This window comes from Stenotrophomonas sp. SI-NJAU-1 (assembly GCF_020883215.1).
GTDB lineage: Bacteria > Pseudomonadota > Gammaproteobacteria > Xanthomonadales > Xanthomonadaceae > Stenotrophomonas > Stenotrophomonas indicatrix.
Map to the genome: position 1 here is coordinate 1,943,696 of NZ_CP086598.1, position 19,877 is coordinate 1,963,572.

Here is a 19,877-nt window from a genome sequence, read left to right on the forward strand (position 1 = left end):
GTTCCCGCGGCGCAGGGCCCACGAAAAACGGCAGCCACCTGTACCAGCGCGGCTGCCGTGGAGGATCGTCCCCGCCCGCAGGCGGGGGTACTGCCTTAGAACTTCCAGTTCACGCCGAAGTACAGCTGGCGCCCGGCATACAGGTTGGACAGCAGTCGGGCCTGGCTGTCGTTGCCGATGTAGCTGCGCAGCTCGGACTTGGTGGCGTTCAGCACTGCTGCGGTCACGGTCCAGTCCGCAGTGATGTTGTAGGCCACGTTCAGATCGAGCTGGCTGTACGGCTTGGTGTAGGTGGTCAGGCCGTTGTTGAGGCCGCCCACCACTTCGCCACGACGGTTGTACGAGGCACGGGCCAGGAACTTCTCGTTCTCGTAGAACACGGTGACGTTGGCCTGGTTCTTGGCGCTGCCGACCAGCGGCGACGAACCGATCTCTTCGCCATCAAGCACGATCGAGGCCAGGTTGGTGTCGTTGTAGGTGTAGTTGGCCTGCACGCCCAGACCGAAGTCGAAGGTGTACTGGCCATACAGCTCCACGCCCTGCGACACGCCGTCGCGGCCGTTGGCTTCGGTGCTGTACTTCTGCACCACCACCGTTTCACCACCGACGCTCATCTGCTGGTCGCGCACGACCGGCACGGTGAAGTTGTCCACGTTCTTGCGGAACAACGCCACGCCTGCAACCGAACCCGGCTTGAAGTACCACTCCAGGCCAAGGTCGAACTGCACCGCCTTGAACGGCTCCAGTGCCTTGTTGCTGCCCGAGCCGTACCAGCCGGGGGTGTCGGTGCCGCCAGCGACCCGACGATCATTGCTGTATTCCTGGCTGATGTACTGCAGGCCGCCCGGATAGGCGATGCTGGTGTAGCCCGGGCGCGCGATTACCTTCGACGCGGCACCGCGCAGCACCAGGTTGTCGGTGATGTCCCAGGCGATGTTGAAGCTCGGCAGGAAGTCGGTATAGGTCTTTTCCAGTGAGCTGAGGGTATAGACCTTGTCGCGCACCTGGTTGTCCGGCAGGCGCACGAAGCCGCCCTGGCAACGCAGGTTCGGATCGGCAGCCGGGTCATCGCAGCTCATCGGCGCACCAGCGGCGTTGTCCACGAAGTAGTCGTTGAAACGCTCGACCGAATCGCTGGACTGGGCGAACTGCTTGGTGCGCACCACGCGCACGCCGACGTTGCCGCGCACGCGGTCGGTACGGAAGTTGGCCTGGAAGTAACCCGAGTAGATCTTCTCGTTGACGTCGTAGACGAAGTCTTCCTCGGTACGGTTGTGCGAGCCACCGTAGGTCTGGTTGAGGTAGTCGATGTAGGCCGGGTAGTTGATGCCGGGGAACACGTTGGCATTGAAGCCACCGGCGATGTTGCTGATCGGGTTGGACAGGAAGAAGCCCGGCTGCGCATTGCCTGCGGTCGGATCGCAACCGGCCTGGTAACGATTGTTGTCATAGTCGGCCGGGTCCAGGCCCTGGCAGACCCAGTAGGTGTTGCCGGTATTGCGGTGCACCTGGCCGTCGCGGTACTTGGCACCGAACTGGATCGAGTCCAGCCAGCCGGCTTCGAACAGCTTGGTGACGTCGGCCTGGAAGTAGTTCTGCTTGACCTCGGTCTGCATCCACGACGAGTCGGTGGAGCCGGTATCGACCTCGGCGATGCCGGCCATCAGCTGCTGCTGGATGTCCGGCGAGACGGTCAGCGACGGCGTGCCGGTCAGGTCCCACGCGGTGTAGTGGTTGCCCGCCTGCCACTGGTCACCGACCTTGCGGCGGGGCTTGGCCGACATGCGGAAATTCATCGACGGGCCACCCTTGGACCAGGTGCGGCCGCCGGTGAAGCTGGCCTTCCACAGCGGGCTGATGTCCCAGTCGACGGTCAGGTCGGCCGTCTGCGAAAGCGCCTTTTCCTTGCTGTAGCCACCGGTCAGCTGCGGAGTGGGGATGGTGCAGTCATCCGGACCCCAGCCACCCGGCGGCAGGCCAGCTGCGGCGGCCTGGTCTTCGCTGCAGTAATAGGTCTTGCCGGCAAGCTTTTCGTACTGCGCGCCGGTGACGATGCTGCCACTGGGATCGAAGCTCAGCCCGTTGAGCAGGCGCCCACCGGCCCAGTTGCCGTCGCCGTTGTAGCGGGCCAGGTTCCACTCCGGCACCTTCAGCATGTTCTGGGTGTAGTCACCCTGCAGTTCGAAGCGGAAGTAGTTCGCGGTCAGGGTCAGATTGTCGATCGGCTTGAACTGGAAAGTCAGCTGGCCGCCCTTGCGCTCGCGCTTCTCTTCCTTCACCGCGAAGTTCACCGAGGTCGGCATGAAGAACTCGCTGTAGTTCTTGCCGGTCTGGTTGTTGAAGCCGGACTCGCCCCACCAGTAGTGGATGCCGTCCTGTTCCAGCAGGTTGCCGTTGGCATCACGGGCGGTGGTGCCGTTGCCATACCACTGGTAGTCCTCGGTGCTGGCTTCCATGGTGCGGCTGGTGCGCTTCTGCTGGGTCACGCCGACCAGCACGCCGAAGCGCTCGTCCTTGCTGTGCCAGGAGTACAGCGCCGACACCTGCGGATCGACGTCGTGGCTGGTGTCCGACGAGGTGCCTTCCAGGTTGACGTAGCCTGAGTTGGCTTCCATCTCCAGCGGGCGGCGGGTATGCAGGATCACCGTACCGCCGATACCGCCTTCGTCGATACGTGCTTCCGGCGACTTGAACAGCTCGGCGCTGGACAGCATGTTCGACGGCAGCAGGGTGTAGTTGAACGAGCGGGTGGCTTCGTTGTTGGTTTCCGAAGACGCGACGAAGTTGCCATTCAACTGGGTCAGGGTCAGGTCGGGCGCGAGGCCGCGCACGCTGACCGACTTGCCTTCGCCACCGCTGCGGGTGATGACCACGCCGGGCACGCGCTGCAGCGCGTCGGCCACGTTCTTGTCGGGGAACTTGCCAACGTCCTCGGCGGTGATCACTTCGACCACGGCATTGGCGTCGCGCTTCTGCTGCAGGCTCTTTTCGATCGCGTAGCGGTAGCCGGTGACCTGGACGCTGTCCAGCGTGGTGGCGTCCTGCGCGCCGGTCGTTGCTGTCGCCTGCTGCGCGGAGGCGCCAAGCGGGGCGACGGCGGCGGCCAGGGCCAGCGCGATGGCCAGCGACAACGCGTCGTGGCCCTGCGTACGTGTTGAATGCTTCATTGCCATCTCTCCCTCTCTCCTGGATTGATCCGGTGACTGACTGACGCGGAAACTTGAATCGATCTAATTCGTGATGCCGATCTTGCCTTCGCCCTGCAGATGCAACAGCGCCTGGCAGATGGCCTGACACGTCCTGTCCTGCTCCCCAACTCCCGGGCCATCGCGATGTCGGCTTGGATCGATCTAAGCGATGGGCGGGGCGATTTTTAGCACGGCCAACGCGCCGACGCATGTTGCTGCGCAATATGGCAGCGACGTGTCGTGCAAATGACCCTTCGCGGAAAAATGCTGTAAGCGTTTACATGCGCAGACGGGGTGGACCGGCCGGGCTGCGCCCGGCACCCGCAGAGGCCTTCAGGCCAGGGCAACAGCACAGCAACAGCTGGTTTCCTGCGGGATGGCGGGGTGGATCCGGTTGCGGGGGACGCTGCAAGTACGTCCCTGTAAGCTCGGTCGCGCCATCCATGGCGCTCACGCCCCCGCAACCGGACCCACCCCACCTTCGACAGATTCCCGCTGCTGTTGGTAGGTGTCGACCTTGGTCGACACGTGGATCCATGCCATGCATGGATGAAAGCCATTCGATGATTTCGAAATCGGTAGGAACATCCATCCGCGCACGGCGTGGATCTACCAGATCTCGGGAAACTGTCAGGGGTGGGGCGGTATGGGCAGGCAGGACCGTTGGCGCCATGGATGGCGCCATCGAGCCCCCATGGATGGGTCTACGGCGTGTCCTGCCTGCCCATACCGCCCCGCCCAGCTCGGTAGCCCGCCGTTGCTGTTGCTGTTTTCTTGGCTTGAAGGCCTCTGCAGGTGCCGGGCGCAGCCCGGCCGAGCCCCCCGCTCATGCTGCGCCGCAGAATGCATTGGGCGAAATTCCCATGCTCTACTTGAATCGATCTAAATCCGCCGGGGTGCGGATTTGTACCGATGGAAACGAGGGCTCGGCCTGTGCGGCCGGTTCTTCGCTGCCGCCCTGCCGCCAAGGAGTCCTGCCCGTGACCAGGTTGTCCCACCGTCGTCCCGCCCGCCGCCTGTCGGCATTGTCCCATCGGCCCCTGGCCCGCATCGCCTGCCTGCTGGCACTGGCGGTGACGCCCTGGCTGCAGGCCGCACCGGCCGCGCTGGAACGCGAGGTCAATACCTTCATCGGCAGCAAGGATGACGGCAACACCTTCCCCGGTGCCTCGGCACCGTTCGGCCTGATCCAGGTCAGCCCGATCGGCAGCCACTATTCGGGCTGGCGCTACGACGACGACAAGATCCGCGGCTTCGGCCATTCCTTCCTGTCCGGCGCCGGTTGCTGGGAGCAGGGTGGGCAGGTCTCGGTGCTGCCGGTGACCGGTTCGATCGGCCCGGGCGGCGACTTCGATACCGCCGATGCGAAAGCCTTCAATCACAAGACCTATGCGTCGGCCTACAGCCACGACGGTGAGATCGGCCAGGCCGGCTACTACAAGGTGCGCCTGACCAGCTACGGCGGCATCGACGCCGAAGCCACCGCACGCACTCGCGCAGCTGCCGAGCGTTACACCTTCAGCCAGCGCCAGGGCGATGGCCACGTGCTGGTCAATGTCGGTCAGGCCAACGAGCGCCACTCGGTGATCGGCAGCGTGGTCGATGTGGTGGGTGACCGCGTGGTGGAAGGCAAGCTGGTCACCAAGAGCTTCTGCGGTGGGCACCAGTACACCACCTGGTTCCGCATCGAGTTCGACCGCCCGTTCAAGGCGCATGGCACCTGGGGCGAGGGCGGCGGCCTGCCGGGCGCGCGCCACAGCATGGAAGGCGAACAGAAGCCCAACGGCGCGTGGCTCAGCTTCGACCTGGCCAAGGGCCAGTCGGTCACCGCCGTCAGCGCGATTTCGCATGTGGATGCCGAAGGTGCGCGCACCAATCTGCGCGCCGAGGGCATGCAGGGCGGGGAGCTGCTGGGCTTCGAGCGCATGCGCGCGCTGTCGCAGCAATCGTGGCGTGAGCAGCTGGCACGCGTGCGCGTGCAGGGCGGCAATGGCGATGACCGCACCGTGTTCTACAGCGCGCTGTACCACGCGCTGCTGCAGCCGCTCACCGGCAGCGATGCCGATGGCCGTTACCGCGGTTACGACGACGGCATCCATCGCGCCGATGGCTGGACCTACTACGAGTACTTCTCGCTGTGGGACACCTACCGTGCACAGAACCAGTGGCTGGCACTGACGCGCCCGGACGTGGCGCGCGATATCGGCCGCAGCCTGCTGGCGATCGATGAGCAGGGCGGCTGGCTGCCGCGCTGGGGCTATGCCAACTTCGAGACCAACATCATGACCGGCGATCCGGTCACCCCCTTCATGGTCGACCTGTGGCGCTTCGGTGCGCTCAAGGGCCGCGAAGGGCAGGCATGGGATGCGCTGCGCCGCAATGCGTTCGGTACGCCGCCGCTGAACTCGCGTGCTGCCGGTCGCTCCGGCAACCCGACCTACCTGGACAAGGGCTACGTGGTCTACGACCGCGCGTTCCCCTCCAAGGGCATGGATGTCGATCCCCATCATGGTGGTTCGGCAACGCTGGAGTACGCACTGGCCGACTGCGCGCTTTCGCAGATGGCCGATGGCCTCGGCCATGCCCAGGACGCGGCGACGCTGCGTGAGCGCGGCCGCAACTGGCGCAAGGTGTGGGACCCGCAGGTGCGCGACGCCGAGACCGGCTTCACCGGCTTCCCGCGCCCGCGCACCGAAGATGGCCAGTGGTATACCCCGGCTGACGGCCATTACAGCCCGCGCTCGCATCACGGTTTCCATGAAGGCACGGCGTGGCAGTACCAGTGGCTGGCGCAGCAGGACGTGCCGGGCCTGGTCGAAGCGATGGACGGCCGCGAACAGGCCGGCCGCCGCCTGGATGCTTTCTTCGCCATGGACGCTCTGCAGGCCGACCCCCTCAATGCCGCCCGCAAGGAGTGGGTGGTCGGGCCGTACAGCTATTACAACCAGTTCCGCTACAACCCGAACAACGAACCGGACCTGCACTCGCCGTGGCTGTACACGCTGATCGGCCAGCCGTGGAAGACCGCAGCGGTGGTGCGTGCAGCGCAGCAGCTGTTCACCAATGCACCCAACGGCGTGACCGGCAACGATGACCTCGGCACGATGTCGGCCTGGTACCTGTTCAGTGCGATCGGCGTGTACCCGGCGGTGCCGGGCAGCGGCGAGTTCCTGCTGCATACGCCGCGCTTTGCCAAGGTCGAGGTCGAGCTGGGCAATGGCCGCACCCTGCGCATCGAGGCACCTGGCGCCGATGGCCGCCGCCTGCAGTACGTGCAGGGCGTGCAGGTCGACGGCCAGGCACATGCCCCGGTATGGCTGGGCTGGAGCCAGCTGCAGCAGGGCCCGAAGCTGCGCTTCGCGCTGGACGGGCGGGCGCCGACCGAGGGTTGGGGCACCGCGGTCAAGGACCTGCCGGTGTCCTGGTGCGCGGCACCGGGCAGCCAGCTGCACTGAGCCGGGCTGTGCCGTTCGAGGCAACCCAGCGAACGGCACGGCACGACAGGGCCGCGATCCATTAGGCTTGAGCATCCATCGGAGTGCGGGAAGACGATGAACGACAACAGCGACAGTTCCAGCAAGCGTTCTGGCAAGGCGGTGACGGTGACCGACATCGCCCGTGCCATCGGCGTTTCGCGCGCGACCGTGTCGCTGGTGCTGCGCGGCAGCCCGCTGGTCAACGTCGATACCCGCGCCCGGGTCGAGGCTGAGCTGCGCCGCCAGCGTTACGTCTACAACCGCGCTGCAGCGAACCTGCGGCGGCGCACGTCTTCCAGCATCGCCCTGGTCATCAACGATCTGTCCAACCCGTTCTTCGCCGAATTCGCCTCCGGTGTGGACGAGGCACTGGGCGGACGCGGCTACGTGACCCTGCTCGGCAGTACAGGCGAGTCGCCCGAGCGGCAGCAGGCGGTGCTGTCGACATTGATGGAACACACGCCTGCGGGCCTGATCCTGTCGCCGGCCGAAGGCAGCGATGCCATGCTGCTGCGGCAGGTGCTGGGCGCCAACGCCAACGTACTGCTGTTCAACCGCGAACTGGAAGGCGCCGACTGGGACTTCCTGACCCTGGACAACCAGCATGGCGCCTACCTGGCCACCCGCCACCTGATCGAGCGCGGTCATCGCCAGATTGCGTTCTTCGGTGGCCACGCGGCATCGAGTTCCTGCCACCAGCGTCGTGCCGGTTTCCAGCAGGCCTTGGCCGAGGCCGGGCTGGCATTGCCGCCGGGCTGGATGATCGAATCTGCACCCAACCGCCTGGAAGCGGCCGCGCGCACCGATGAACTGTTCGTCGACGGCCATCGGCCGAGCGCAGCGGTCTGCTACAACGATACCGTCGCGCTGGGCCTGATGCTGGGCCTGAACTCGCGCGGCATCCGTCCCGGCGGTGACTTCGCGGTGACCGGCTTCGACGATATTTCCGAAGCGTCGGTTGCCGTGCCGCCGTTGACCACCCTGACGGCCGACCCGCGCGAACGCGGGCGGCAGGCGGCCTCGCTGCTGCTGCAGCGGCTGGAGGAACCGGATGCGCCACCACGGCGCACGGTCGCCCCGGTACAGTTGCGCATCCGCGAAAGCAGCGCCGCACGTCCGAATTGAATTGATGCTTCGCTCCTGAACTGATTGCACCCTTCCACGCACCAACGACCTTTCGCGCATCGAGGCGCGTACCGCATGCCGATCTCCGCAACGCCCCGCCCATCGGGTTCCCCGGGCAACCAGCCTGCCGTCACCAACGGCAAGGCGCTGGCCGTGGTCACCACCATCTTCTTCATGTGGGGCTTCCTGACCTGCCTCAACGACATCCTGATTCCGCATCTGAAGGCGGTGTTCGAGCTGAACTACGCCAAAGCAATGCTGGTGCAGTTCACCTTCTTCGGCACCTACTTCCTGATGTCGCTGCCGGCCGGGCGGCTGGTTGCAGCGCTGGGTTACAAGAAGGGCATCGTCGCCGGCCTGGTGATCGCCGGCATCGGTGCGCTGGGCTTCTGGCCGGCCGCTGAGCTGCGCGTCTATGGCGCCTTCCTCGGTGCATTGTTCGTGCTGGCCACCGGCATCACCGTGCTGCAGGTGGCGGCCAACCCGTATGTCGCGCTGCTTGGTCCGGAGCAGACCAGTTCCAGCCGCCTGACCCTGGCGCAGGCGCTGAACTCGCTGGGTACGGCCATCGCGCCGATCTTCGGCGGCATGCTGATCCTGTCCAACACGGCCATGAGCGGCGAGCAGATCGCCGCGCTGCCGGCCGCCGAGCAGCTCGCCTACCGTACCGCCGAGGCACACGCAGTGCAGGGCCCCTACGTCGGCCTGGCCGTGGCGCTGGTGCTGCTGGCCCTGTTCGTGTTCCTGTTCCGCCTGCCGGCGCTGAACGACACCACCGAGCAGGCTGACCAGGGGCATCAGCACAGCTATCTGGATGCGCTGCGCAAGCGCCACCTGCTGCTGGGCGTGCTTGGCATCTTCTTCTACGTCGGTGCTGAAGTATCGATCGGCAGCTTCCTGGTCAACTACCTGTCGATGCCCACCATCGGCGGTTTCAGCGAGCAGGAAGCCACCCACTATGTGTCGGCCTACTGGACGATGGCGATGATCGGTCGCTTTGCCGGTTCGGCGCTGCTGGCGCGCTTCTCGCCGAGCCGCCTGCTGGCGATCTTCGCGCTGGTCAACGTGGGCCTGCTGACGCTGACCATGATGACCTCCGGCAATGTCGCGCTGTACTCGGTGGTGGCGATCGGCCTGTTCAATTCGATCATGTTCCCGACCATCTTCGCGCTCAGCATCGAGCGCCTGGGGCCGCTGACCAGCAAGGGTTCGAGCCTGCTGATCATGGCCATCGTCGGTGGCGCGGTGGTGCCTTACCTGCAGGGCGTCCTGGCTGACCACATCGGTGTGCAGGCCAGCTTCATCCTGCCGCTGCTGTGCTACGGCTACATCATTTTCTACGGACTGGTCGGCGCGCGCGCGCCGGCTGCCGGCACGCAGGGAGGCTGAGTCGAAAATGGGTTCCATCGTCTGCTTCGGCGAAATTTTGATCGATCTACTAGCGCAACCGCCGGCCTCGGCCGATACCCCGCGCGCGTTCCTGCAGTACGCCGGAGGTGCACCGGCCAACGTCGCGGTGGCCGCCGCGCGGCTGGGCGCGAAGACCCAGTTCGTCGGCATGCTCGGCCGCGACATGTTCGGCGACTTCCTGGCGGAGAGCCTGAGCGAATACGGCGTCGGCACCGACTACATCGTGCGTACCGACGCGGCCAAAACCGCGCTGGCCTTCGTTGCACTGGACGCGGGCGGCGAACGCAGCTTCAGCTTCTACCGTCCGCCTGCCGCCGACCTGCTGTTCCGTGACAGCGATTTCCAGGCGGGCTGCTTCGATGGCGCGCAGTGTTTCCACGTCTGTTCCAACAGCCTGACCGAAGCGGACATCGCCGAAGCGACGTTCGCCGGCATGGACCGTGCGCGTGCGGCCGGCGCGGTGGTCAGCCTGGATCTCAACCTGCGTCCGGCGCTGTGGCCGGCCGATGTCGACCCGACACCGCGCCTGTGGCAGGCGCTGGAGCGCGCCGACCTGGTCAAGCTGTCGCGCGAGGAACTGGACTACCTGGCCGCCCCGCTGGGCGATGACGGCGAGGCGCTGGTGCTGCGCCGCCTGCTGGCCGCGCAGGCACGCTGGGTGATCATCACCGACGGCGCCGCCACGCTGCATTGGTATACCCGTGAAACGCAGGGCAAGGTCAGCAGTTTCCGCGTCGCCACCGTGGACACCACCGCTGCCGGTGATGCCTTCGTCGGCGGCGTGCTGGTTGGCCTGCTGGAGCGGGGTGGGGCAGGTGCGGGCTTTGCCGCGTTCTGCCAGGACCCGCAGGCGATCGCCGCCACGCTGCGCTTCGGCGCCGCCGTTGGCGCACTGGCGGTGACCCGCAAGGGCGCGTTCGCTGCAATGCCCTCGTTCGATGAAGTGCAGCAGCTGCTGCAGCTACAGGATCTCCCCGCATGAGCACCTCGCCCGATTTCCGTTCCCCCGCGTTCCTGCGCGCCCACATCGCCGACACGATGGCGTTCTACCATCCGCGCTGCATCGACCCGAAAGGCGGCTTCTTCCATTACTTCCGTGACGACGGCAGCATCTACGATGCCAGCCATCGTCATCTGGTGAGCAGCACCCGCTTCGTCTTCAACTACGCCATGGCCTACCGCGAATTCGGCAACGCCGAGTATCGCGACGCGGTCGAGCACGGCGTGCGCTACCTGCGCGAGGTTCACCGCAACCCGGCCACCGGCGGCTACGCCTGGACCCTGCGCGATGGTGTGGTAGAGGACGACATGAACCACTGCTATGGCGTGGCCTTCGTGCTGCTCGCCTACAGCTGTGCGTTGAAGGCAGGCATCGAAGAAGCCCGCACGTGGATGGACGAAACCTGGCAGCTGCTGCAGGCGCGCTTCTGGGAGGCCGAGCACGGCCTGTACAGGGACGAGGCCGACGGCCAGTGGAACTTCACCGGCTACCGCGGCCAGAATGCCAACATGCACATGTGCGAGGCGATGCTGGCCGCGTTCGAGGCCAGTGGCGAGCAGCGCTATGTCGAGCGCGCGCTGCAGCTGGCCGACAACATGACCCGCCGCCAGGCGGCAAAGGCCGGCGGTCTGGTCTGGGAACACTACGACGTCAACTGGAACATCGACTGGGACTACAACCTGGACGATCCCAAGCACCTGTTCCGGCCGTGGGGCTTCCAGCCGGGGCACCAGACCGAGTGGGCCAAGCTGTTGCTGATCCTGGACCGTCACGTGCAGGCCGACTGGCTGGTGCCGACCGCGCAGCATCTGTTCGATGTGGCCGTGGAGCGCAGCTGGGACGAGGTGCGCGGTGGCCTGTACTACGGCTTCGCCCCGGAGTCGCGCCGGCAGCCGGGCATGGACGGCGCGCCGATCGGCGGCGACAGTTTCGTCTGCGATGACGACAAGTATTTCTGGGTGCAGGCCGAGACCCTGGCCACCGCTGCGCTGATGGCCGCGCGCACCGGCGACGACCGCTATTGGCAGTGGTATGACCGTATCTGGGCGTACTCGTGGGAGCACTTCGTCGACCATCGATACGGCGCATGGTTCCGCATCCTCGACGCCGACAACCGCAAGTACAGCGATGAGAAGAGCCCGGCCGGCAAGGTGGATTACCACACCATGGGTGCGTGCTACGAAGTGCTGAACGTCGTGCGTTGAGGTCTGCCGCGCTGCGCGCTCGCCGGACGTGGTCCGGCGCTGCCGTGGCGTGTGGCATTGGTAGCGCCGGGTCATAGCCGGCGGAAAAACAGGAGCACCACGTGCATCGCCTTCCCCTCGCTGTCCGTCTGCTGCTGTTGATGATCGCCCTTGGCGCCTTCCCGGCAGGCGCCGCACCGCTGCAGGCGCAATGGGAGTTCCGGCTGCTGCCCGGTGACGCGCAGGGCGCGGCCCATCCTGGCCTGCAGCAGTGGCGCGCAGCCACGGTGCCAGGCAGCGTGCACACCGATCTGCTGGCGCATGAGCTGATCCGCGATCCCTACGTTGGCGCGCCAGAAGCCGAGCTGCAGTGGATCGGTCTGGCCGACTGGGAGTACCGCGCCCGTTTCGATGTGGACGCTGCCAGCTTGGCCAAGGCCCACGCCGAGCTGCGCTTCGACGGTCTGGACACCTATGCCGAGGTGACGCTCAACGGCAAGCCGCTGCTGCGCGCCGACAATGCCCACCGCACCTGGCGCGCCCGCGTCGAAGGTCGCCTGCGTGCGAAGGGCAATGAGCTGCAGATCGTGTTCCGTTCGCCGATCCGCACGCTGCTGCCCGGCGTGCAGGCGATGCCGCACAGGATTGCCGGCAATTATCCTTCGCCCTACGGTGATGAACCCAAGGACGCGATGATTGGCAACTTCGCGCGCAAGCCGGCGTACCACTTCGGGTGGGACTGGGGCCCGCGCTATGTCACTGCCGGCGTCTGGCGGGGCGTTGACCTGCAGGCATGGGGTGCGCATCGGTTGACCGACCTGGCCGTACGCACTGATGCGCTTGATGCAGAAAAGGCAAAACTGGCCGTAGTGCTGCAGGTGGAGCAGGACGCGGTCGCCGGTCCGGTGGCGGTGGACGTGGAGGTGCGGGATCCCGACGGCCGCAGCGTCGCACGGGTGCAGCGCACGATCGAACTGAAGGCCGGCCGGAACAGCGTGGACGTGCCGGTTGAACTGGCCAAGCCGCGGCGCTGGTGGCCGGTCGGCCATGGTGCGCAGGACCGCTACACCGTGCAGGCGCGCCTGGACGGCAGTGCCGATCCGGTGCTGGCACGCGAACAGCGCATTGGCCTGCGCACCGTCGAACTGCGCCGCGAGCAGGACGACAAGGGAGGGCAGGGCTTCGCCTTCGTCATCAACGGGATGCCGATCTTCGCCAAGGGCGCGAACGTGATCCCCTTCGACGCCTTTCCCGCGCGCGTTGATGCTGCGCGCCTGCGCCAGGTGCTGGTCGCCGCGCGCGATGCCAACATGAACATGCTGCGCAACTGGGGCGGCGGCTACTACGAAGACGATGCGTTCTTCGACATCGCCGACGAACTGGGCCTGCTGGTCTGGCAGGACTTCATGTTCGGCGGTGGCATGCAACCGGGTTACGACCCGGCATTCCGCGCCAGCGTGGTGGCCGAGGCGCGCGACAACGTGCGCCGGCTGCGCCACCATCCCAGCATCGTGCTGTGGTGTGGCAACAACGAGGAAGAGACGGCGTGGAAGGACTGGGGCCATGGCCGCGACCTGAAGGCAGCTGATCCGGCGTTCGCAGCGAAGGTCTGGCAGGGCTACGTCGACCTGTTCGGCAACGACCTGCGCCAGGTGGTGAGCGAAGATGGGTTGGGCGTGCCTTACTGGTCCAGTTCGCCCAGCAACGACCTGGACGAGAAGGCCAACGACTCCACCCGTGGCGACAAGCATTACTGGCAGGTGTGGGGCAATCCGGCATTGCCGGTGCAGGCGTATCTGCGCGAGACCCCGCGCTTCATGTCCGAGTACGGCCTGCAGGCCTGGCCGGCGGTGGCGACGGTGGACCAGATTGCCACCCGTGCCGAACAGCGCATAGACAGCCCGGTGATCCGTGCGCACCAGAAGTTCATGGCCGGCGAGGGCAATACACGCCTGCTGCATTACATCGAGCTGGGCTATGGCACGCCGAAGGACTTCGAGGACTTCGTCTACCTGAGCCAGGTGATGCAGGCCGATGGCATCGCCCTGGCGGCGCTGCACCATCGCGCTTCGCGGCCCTACACGATGGGCTCGCTGTACTGGCAGCTCAACGATGTCTGGCCGGGAGCATCGTGGTCGAGCGTGGACTACTTCGGTCGCTGGAAGGCGCTGCACTATGCCGCGCGGCGCTTCTTCGCGCCGGTTGCGGTGGCCGCACTGCGCGATGAAGGCAGTACCCGCGTGCGCCTGATCAACGATGGTGCCGCACTGGATGCACGTTGGCGCCTGCGGGTGATGGACGTTGAGGGCAAGGTGCTGCGCCGTCGCGAGCAGGCGATGACCCTGACCGCCGCCGGGGTGACCGATATCGGCACCTACGCGGATGCCGAGCTGCTGGCCGGTGCCGATCCGGCGCGGACGGTGGCGGTGTTCGAGCTGCTGCAGGATGGCAAGGTGACGGCGCGGCAGGTGGTCGGCTTCGTTGAAGCCAAGGACCAGGTGCTGCCACGCCAGCAGTTGACGTCAACGCTGGCGATCGACGGTGACCACTATCGCCTGCGGCTGCACAGCGCTGCGCTGGTGCGCGCGGCCTGGATCGATTTCGGCGCGCTCGACGTGCAGGTGGAAGACAACCTGCTGGACCTGCTGCCGGGCGAAACCCGCGACATCGCCGTGCGTGGCCCGGTGGACTTGGCTGCGCTGCGCGAGGCGTTGAAGGTGAAGACCCTCAACGATCGATGAGCAGCGCCGTCTACCCGCCTTGGCAGGTGCCAACCTTGGTTGGCACGCTTCTGGCGCGGGGCCCCAATCGCCAACCAAGGTTGGCCTCTACCGGAGCCGGTGCCCGGTAGCGCCGGGCCATGCCCGGCGGGCGCAGCGGGGCGGCGCTTTACAGCTGGATCTGCTGGAAGTTCTCGACGCGATCATGGCCGTTGGCGGCGTCGCCGATGCGCGGCATCGGGTAGTCGTCCAGGCGATCGATCAGGCGTGTCTGCAGCCCGGCTTCGCGGGCGGCGTCCAGTTCCTCGACCACGTCGGACAGGAACAGGATCTCGCCAGCGGGAACGCCGATGGCCTGCACGATGTGGCGGTAGCTGTCGGCCTCGCGCTTGCCACCGACTTCGGTATCGAACCAGCCCGACACCAGCGGACTGAGGTCACCCGCGTCGCTGAAGCCGAAGAACAGCTTCTGTGCCGGCACCGAGCCGGAGGAGTACACATACAGCGGCAGGCCCGAGGCGTGCCACCCCTTCAACACCGGCGCTACCTCCGGGTAGAAGTGCGCGGTGTAGTCGCCACGACGGTAGCCTGCGTCCCAGATCAGCCCCTGCAGGGCCTTCAGTGCGGTGTGCTTGCGGTCCTGGTCGATCCAGCCCTGCAGCGTCTCGGCCACCAGGCTGTCCTGGCAGGCGCCGCCGATCTCGGTGGCGACCGCGTCCAGCCAGCGACGCACCTCCGGTTGCTGGCCATGGTCGGCGACGAAGCCGGGCAGCGCCTGGCGTGCGTACGGGAACAGCACGTTCTTGACGAACGAGATGCTGCTGGTGGTGCCTTCGATGTCGGTCAGGATGACGCGGGGCTGCATTGATCAGGACGCCTGGGTCGGAATGTAACGGGGGAATTTCTGCGCGATGTCGGTGCCGGTGAAGTGACCGACCCAGCCATCCGGCTCGGTGAAGAAGCGGATCGCCACGAAGCTGGGCTCATCGCCCATGTCGAACCAGTGGGTGGTGCCGTCGGGCACGGCGATCAGGTCATCCTTCACGCACTCGATCTCGTAGACCTTGTCGCCCACGTGCAGGGTGAACAGGCCCGAGCCGGCGACGAAGAAGCGTACTTCGTCTTCCTTGTGGAAGTGTTCGTCGAGGAATTTCTTCCTCAGCTCGGCACGGTTCGGGTTGTCCGGGGCGATCGAGGCCACGTCCACGCTCTTGAAGCCACGTTCGGCAACCAGGCGGTCGATGTCGGCGCGGTAGGCGGCGAACACTTCGTCCTGGCTTGCGCCCGGGGCGACCGGCGCGGTGGCCTGCCAGCGTTCAAAGGTGACGCCGATCTTCTGCAGTTCGGCAGCGATGATCGCGCCGTCCTGGGTGTCCAGCAGCGGCGATTCGGGATGGGTATCGTCGTAGATGCGCAGTCGGCTCATGGCGGCAGCTTGAACGTCTCGGGGAAGGACAGGGTAGCAGGGTGGCATTGATGGCCTGATTCCGGATCGGCATCTGGCCGTGCCGGAAACTTCAGCTGCGCAGCTTGCGCAGCTCCAGCTCGCAGTGCAGCAGGAATTCGAACGCTTCCATGTGCCGCCGCGCCTCGGCCATGTCGCGGCCCCAGGCGTACAGGCCATGGCCGTCGATCAGGTAGCCCCAGAGGTTCTGCGTGTCGAGCAGGGCGTCGACCTGGGCCGAGAGCACGTCCATGTCCTGGGTGTTGGCAAACACCGGGATGTCGATGGCCATCTCGTGGGTGCTGTTGCCCGCGAAGGCCTTCAGCAGTTCGTAGCCTTCCACCCGGATATGGCCCTGCGGTGCATACAGGCGCGAGGCGATGGTCTGCACCGGCGAATGCGTATGCAGCACGCAGCCGATCTCCGGGAAGCGGCGATACAGCCGGGTATGCAGCAGGGTTTCGGCAGACGGGCGCAGCGGGCGGCCGACGGCCTTGCCGTCGAAGTCCACGACCATGATGTCGTCTTCGATCAGGCGGCCCTTGTCCTTGCCGGAGACGGTGATCGCGGCGTGGCGGTCATCCAGGCGGTGGGAGAAGTTGCTGCTGGTGGCCGGGGTCCAGCCGGCCTGGGCCAGTTCGCGGACGTTGTCGATCAGCAGCTGGGCCAGTTCGCTCAGGCGCGCGGTGTCGTAGGGGAAGGTGGGGGCGTTCATGGAGGCGATTTTACTGGATTCGGCCAACGGCTGAGCCCCTCGTGGCTGGTCGCGTAGAGCGGTTCATGGGGTGGGCGGGTCGGGTGGGCCGTGCAGGGGACGCTGCAAGTACGTCCCTGTAAGCTCGATGGCGCCATCCATGGCGCCAACGCCCCTGCACGGCCCACCCGACCCGCCCCTGACAGGTTCCTGCGGGCGGCCAGCCACGGAGTGGAGAAGGAAAAGCGAAAGCGAAAGCGGGTCGCTTCGCTGCGCGTGCTCGGAGCGGAGCATGGCTCCGCTCTACAGTAGACTCGTCCCAGAACATTCATTTCCCGGAACGCTTCATCCACGCATGGTGTGGATCTACCGGACGGGGCAGGAGACTGTCGGAGGTGGGGCGGGTTGGGTTCGCGGGGGTGTCCGCGGCATGGATGCCGCGGCCAAGCCTCCAGGGACGGATTCACGGCGTCCCCCGCGAATCCAACCCGCCCCGCCAAACCCTCAGCCCAGCTGTTGCCGTTGCTTCGGCTTCAACGGCGGGTGCAGGGCCGCAGGCCCTGCGATGCAGAAAACCCTACTTCCCGCGCAGGCGGCTGTGTTTGAACCCGTAGAAGAAGTAGATCACGAAGCCGACAAACGTCCACACGCCCATCAGCATCCAGTTGTGCAGCGTCATCGCCGACAGCAGCGCCAGGCAGCTGATCACGCCCAGGCTGCAGACCAGCCATGCACCCGGAATGCGGAACGGGCGCGGCAGGTCCGGCTGCGTGCGGCGCAGGATCAGTACGCCGGCACAGACCGCCGCGAAGGCGATCAGCGTGCCCATCGAGGTCAGTTCACCGAGGATGTCCAGCGGGAACAGCGCCGCCAGCAGGGCGATGCCGATGCCGGTGATGACGGTGTTGATATGCGGCGTGCGGTACGTCGGGTGGATCTTGGTGAACACCGGCGGCAACAGGCCGTCGCGGCCCATGATCATGAAGATGCGCGGCTGGCCGATGATCATCACCAGCACCACCGAGGACAGGCCGATCAACGCACCGATTTCCACCACCACCCGCAACCAGCCCAGCTGCGGATGCGCGGCCACGGCGGTGACCACCGGCTCATCGGTGCCCAGCAGCTGGTAGGGCACCAGGCCGGTCATGACTGCGGCCATCGCGATGTACAGCACCGTGCAGATCACCAGCGACAGCATCATGCCGATCGGCATGTCACGCTGTGGCTTGTGTGATTCCTGCGCGGCCACCGATACCGCTTCGAAGCCGATGTAGGCGAAGAACACCATCGCCGCGCCACGCAGCACGCCTTCCATGCCGTACTTGCCGGGGCCTTCGTTGGCCGGGATGAACGGGGTCCAGTTGCTGGTGTCCACGTACTTCCAGCCGACCACGATCACCAGCACGATCAGCCCGGTCTTGAGGATGACCATGGCCATGTTCATCGCCGAGGATTTGCTGATGCCGACGTAGCACAGCCAGGTCAGCAGCAGCACAAGGATCGCAGCGGGAATGTTGGCGATGGCGCCGGTGGGCCGCAGCTGCGCGTCCAAAGGGGCGCTGACCAGCGCCGCCGGTAGATGGATGTCGAAATGGCTGAGCAGGCTGAGGAAATACCCGGTCCAGCTGACCGCCACCGCCGAGGCGGAGACGCCGTACTCGAGCACCAGCATCCAGCCGATGAACCAGGCCGAGAGCTCGCCGAAGGTGGCATAGGTATAGGTATAGGCGCTGCCGGACACCGGCACCATCGCCGCGAACTCGGCATAGGCCAGGGCGCAGAAGGCGCAGCAGATCGCGGCCAGCACGAACGAGAGCATGATGGCCGGACCGGCGTGGTTGGCGGCGGCCTGGCCGGTGATGACGAAGATGCCGCCGCCGATCACCGCGCCGATGCCGAGCGCGGTCAGGCCCCAGGGGCCGAGGTGGCGACGCAGGCTCAGGCCGTTGGCGTCTTCATGGGCGGCATGCGGATGCTTGGTGGCCCACAGTTGCTTGAACATGTGTGGTGGTCTTGTGCGATGCGCCCGGTGACCGGGCGCGGGCGGAAATGCTTGCGGATATCGACGGGCCGGCGCAGGGGCCGGCCCGTCGCGAGGATCAGGGCGACTTGGCCAGCTTGCTGTGGCGCATGCCGTAGCCGAAGTAGATCAGCAGGCCCAGCACGGTCCAGCCTACGAACAGGTGCCAGTGCACCACGAACGCCTGCCAGAACAGGAACAGGCACGACAGCGCGCCCAGCGGGCAGATCACCCACACCAGCGGCACGCGGAACGGGCGGTGCAGCTCCGGGCGGGTGTAGCGCAGGATCAGCACGCCGATGCAGACCGTGGCGAAGGCCAGCAGGGTGCCCATGGAAACCAGTTCGCCCAGCACGTTCAGCGGCACCAGGCCGGCCAGCGACGCGGCGATGACGCCGACCACGATCGTGGCCCAGTACGGCGTGCGGAAGCGCTTGTGGACCTTGCCGAACACTTTCGGCAGCAGGCCATCGCGCGAGATGGTGTAGGCGATGCGGGTCTGGCCCATCATCATCACCAGCACCACCGAGGACAGGCCGGCGATCGCGCCGATTTCCACTGCGGTCTTCAGCCAGGACAGGCTCGGGTAGGCTTCCAGCGCGGTGGCCACCGGCTTGTCCGTGCCCAGCAGGTGGTAGGGCAGCATGCCGGTCAGCACCGCGCAGACAATGATGTAGACCAGCGTGCACACCGCCAGCGAGCCGAGCAGGCCGATCGGCATGTTGCGCTGGGGGTCCTTGGTTTCACCGGCCGCGGTGGAGACCGCATCGAAGCCGATGTAGGCGAAGAACACGATGGTGGCCGCGCGGAATACGCCGCTCCAGCCGAACTCGCCGGACACGCCGGTGTTTTCCGGGATGAACGGGTGCCAGTTGGCTGGGTCCACGTGGGCCGCGCCGATGCCCACGAACAGGCAGATCACGAAGACCTTGATGGCGACGATGATCGCGTTGACGAACGCGGACTGGGTCACGCCGACGTACAGCAGGCCGGTCACCGCCGCCACGATCAGTACCGCCGGCAGATTGAAGAGCTTGCCGGAGGCGGCGAACTCGTGCCCGTTCCAGGCGATCGGCGCCGCGCTCAGCGCGTCCGGGAACGGCATGTGCAGCGTGGTGGTGATGAAGCTGATCAGGTACGCCGACCAGCCCACCGCGACCGAGGCCGAGGCGAACAGGTACTCCAGCACCAGGCACCAGCCGATGAACCAGGCCATGCCCTCGCCAAGCGTGGCGTAGGAGTAGGAGTAGGCGCTGCCGGAGACCGGCATCATCGCTGCAAACTCGGCGTAGCACAGGCCGGCCAGCGCGCAGGCGATGCCGGCGAACACGAACGACAGCATGACCGCCGGGCCGGCGTGGTTGGCCGCGGCCTGGCCAGTGAGGACGAAAATGCCTGCGCCGATCACCGCACCAATGCCAAGCATGATGAGGTGTTTCGCCGTGAGGGTCCGTTTCAACGTGGCTTCGCCATCCAGGCTGCCTTCGATGGGTTCGCCGGCATCGACGTGCCCGGCCGGTTCGACCGGCTTGACCCTCAACAGAGCTTTCAGCATGCAGTACTTCCTGATGATCGGATTGGGAGGGCCGCCAGTACATTGCCGGCGGCCTGGA

At 66.2% G+C, this 19,877-nt stretch carries 12 protein-coding genes; 6 read left to right on the forward strand and 6 right to left on the reverse strand.

Features of this window, described 5'->3' with window-relative positions:
* Window positions 1–95 precede the first annotated feature (95 nt).
* Window positions 96–3,173 carry a TonB-dependent receptor gene (locus tag LMF57_RS09065; protein ID WP_229291262.1) on the reverse strand — a complete coding sequence of 1,026 codons (3,078 nt, stop codon included), beginning with the start codon at window positions 3,171–3,173 and terminating at the stop codon, window positions 96–98.
* 1,031 nt (window positions 3,174–4,204) lie between these two features.
* Here LMF57_RS09065 and LMF57_RS09070 point away from each other — a divergent pair.
* From LMF57_RS09070 to LMF57_RS09095, 6 genes are all read left to right on the forward strand, one after another.
* Window positions 4,205–6,643: a GH92 family glycosyl hydrolase gene (locus LMF57_RS09070; protein WP_208081517.1), complete on the forward strand. Its 2,439-nt coding sequence runs from the start codon at window positions 4,205–4,207 to the stop codon at window positions 6,641–6,643.
* 96 nt (window positions 6,644–6,739) lie between these two features.
* Window positions 6,740–7,789: a LacI family DNA-binding transcriptional regulator gene (locus LMF57_RS09075; RefSeq protein WP_140226575.1), complete on the forward strand. Its 1,050-nt coding sequence runs from the start codon at window positions 6,740–6,742 to the stop codon at window positions 7,787–7,789.
* 75 nt (window positions 7,790–7,864) lie between these two features.
* On the forward strand, window positions 7,865–9,178 hold the full coding sequence (gene fucP / locus LMF57_RS09080; protein ID WP_025874796.1) for an L-fucose:H+ symporter permease: 1,314 nt from the start codon (window positions 7,865–7,867) through the stop codon (window positions 9,176–9,178).
* Window positions 9,179–9,185: 7 nt separating this feature from the next.
* Window positions 9,186–10,181 (forward strand): carbohydrate kinase, encoded by a 996-nt coding sequence (locus tag LMF57_RS09085; RefSeq protein ID WP_229291263.1) that lies wholly within the window; start codon window positions 9,186–9,188, stop codon window positions 10,179–10,181.
* Complete coding sequence (locus tag LMF57_RS09090) at window positions 10,178–11,404, forward strand: AGE family epimerase/isomerase (protein ID WP_099842387.1); 1,227 nt, start codon at window positions 10,178–10,180, stop codon at window positions 11,402–11,404. The genes LMF57_RS09085 and LMF57_RS09090 overlap by 4 nt, the downstream gene beginning before the upstream one ends.
* A 101-nt stretch (window positions 11,405–11,505) precedes the next feature.
* Window positions 11,506–14,124: a glycoside hydrolase family 2 protein gene (locus LMF57_RS09095; protein ID WP_229291264.1), complete on the forward strand. Its 2,619-nt coding sequence runs from the start codon at window positions 11,506–11,508 to the stop codon at window positions 14,122–14,124.
* Between the two features lie 148 nt (window positions 14,125–14,272).
* On the opposite strand, the gene mtnC is transcribed toward LMF57_RS09095, so the two are convergent.
* The 5 genes from mtnC to LMF57_RS09120 form a co-directional block, all read right to left on the reverse strand.
* On the reverse strand, window positions 14,273–14,968 hold the full coding sequence (mtnC, locus tag LMF57_RS09100) for an acireductone synthase (RefSeq protein WP_032975514.1): 696 nt from the start codon (window positions 14,966–14,968) through the stop codon (window positions 14,273–14,275).
* Between the two features lie 3 nt (window positions 14,969–14,971).
* Window positions 14,972–15,529: an acireductone dioxygenase gene (locus LMF57_RS09105; RefSeq protein ID WP_025874787.1), complete on the reverse strand. Its 558-nt coding sequence runs from the start codon at window positions 15,527–15,529 to the stop codon at window positions 14,972–14,974.
* A 91-nt stretch (window positions 15,530–15,620) separates the two neighbouring features.
* Window positions 15,621–16,262, reverse strand: coding sequence for a methylthioribulose 1-phosphate dehydratase (locus LMF57_RS09110; RefSeq protein ID WP_229291265.1), 642 nt, complete (start codon window positions 16,260–16,262; stop codon window positions 15,621–15,623).
* Window positions 16,263–16,818: 556 nt separating this feature from the next.
* Window positions 16,819–18,246, reverse strand: a complete 1,428-nt coding sequence (locus tag LMF57_RS09115; protein WP_208081621.1) for an amino acid permease — start codon at window positions 18,244–18,246, stop codon at window positions 16,819–16,821.
* A gap of 97 nt (window positions 18,247–18,343) precedes the next feature.
* The gene (locus LMF57_RS09120; protein ID WP_117310285.1) at window positions 18,344–19,819 is read right to left on the reverse strand and encodes an amino acid permease; all 1,476 of its coding nucleotides are present in this window, start codon (window positions 19,817–19,819) and stop codon (window positions 18,344–18,346) included.
* Between the last annotated feature and the right edge of the window lie 58 nt (window positions 19,820–19,877).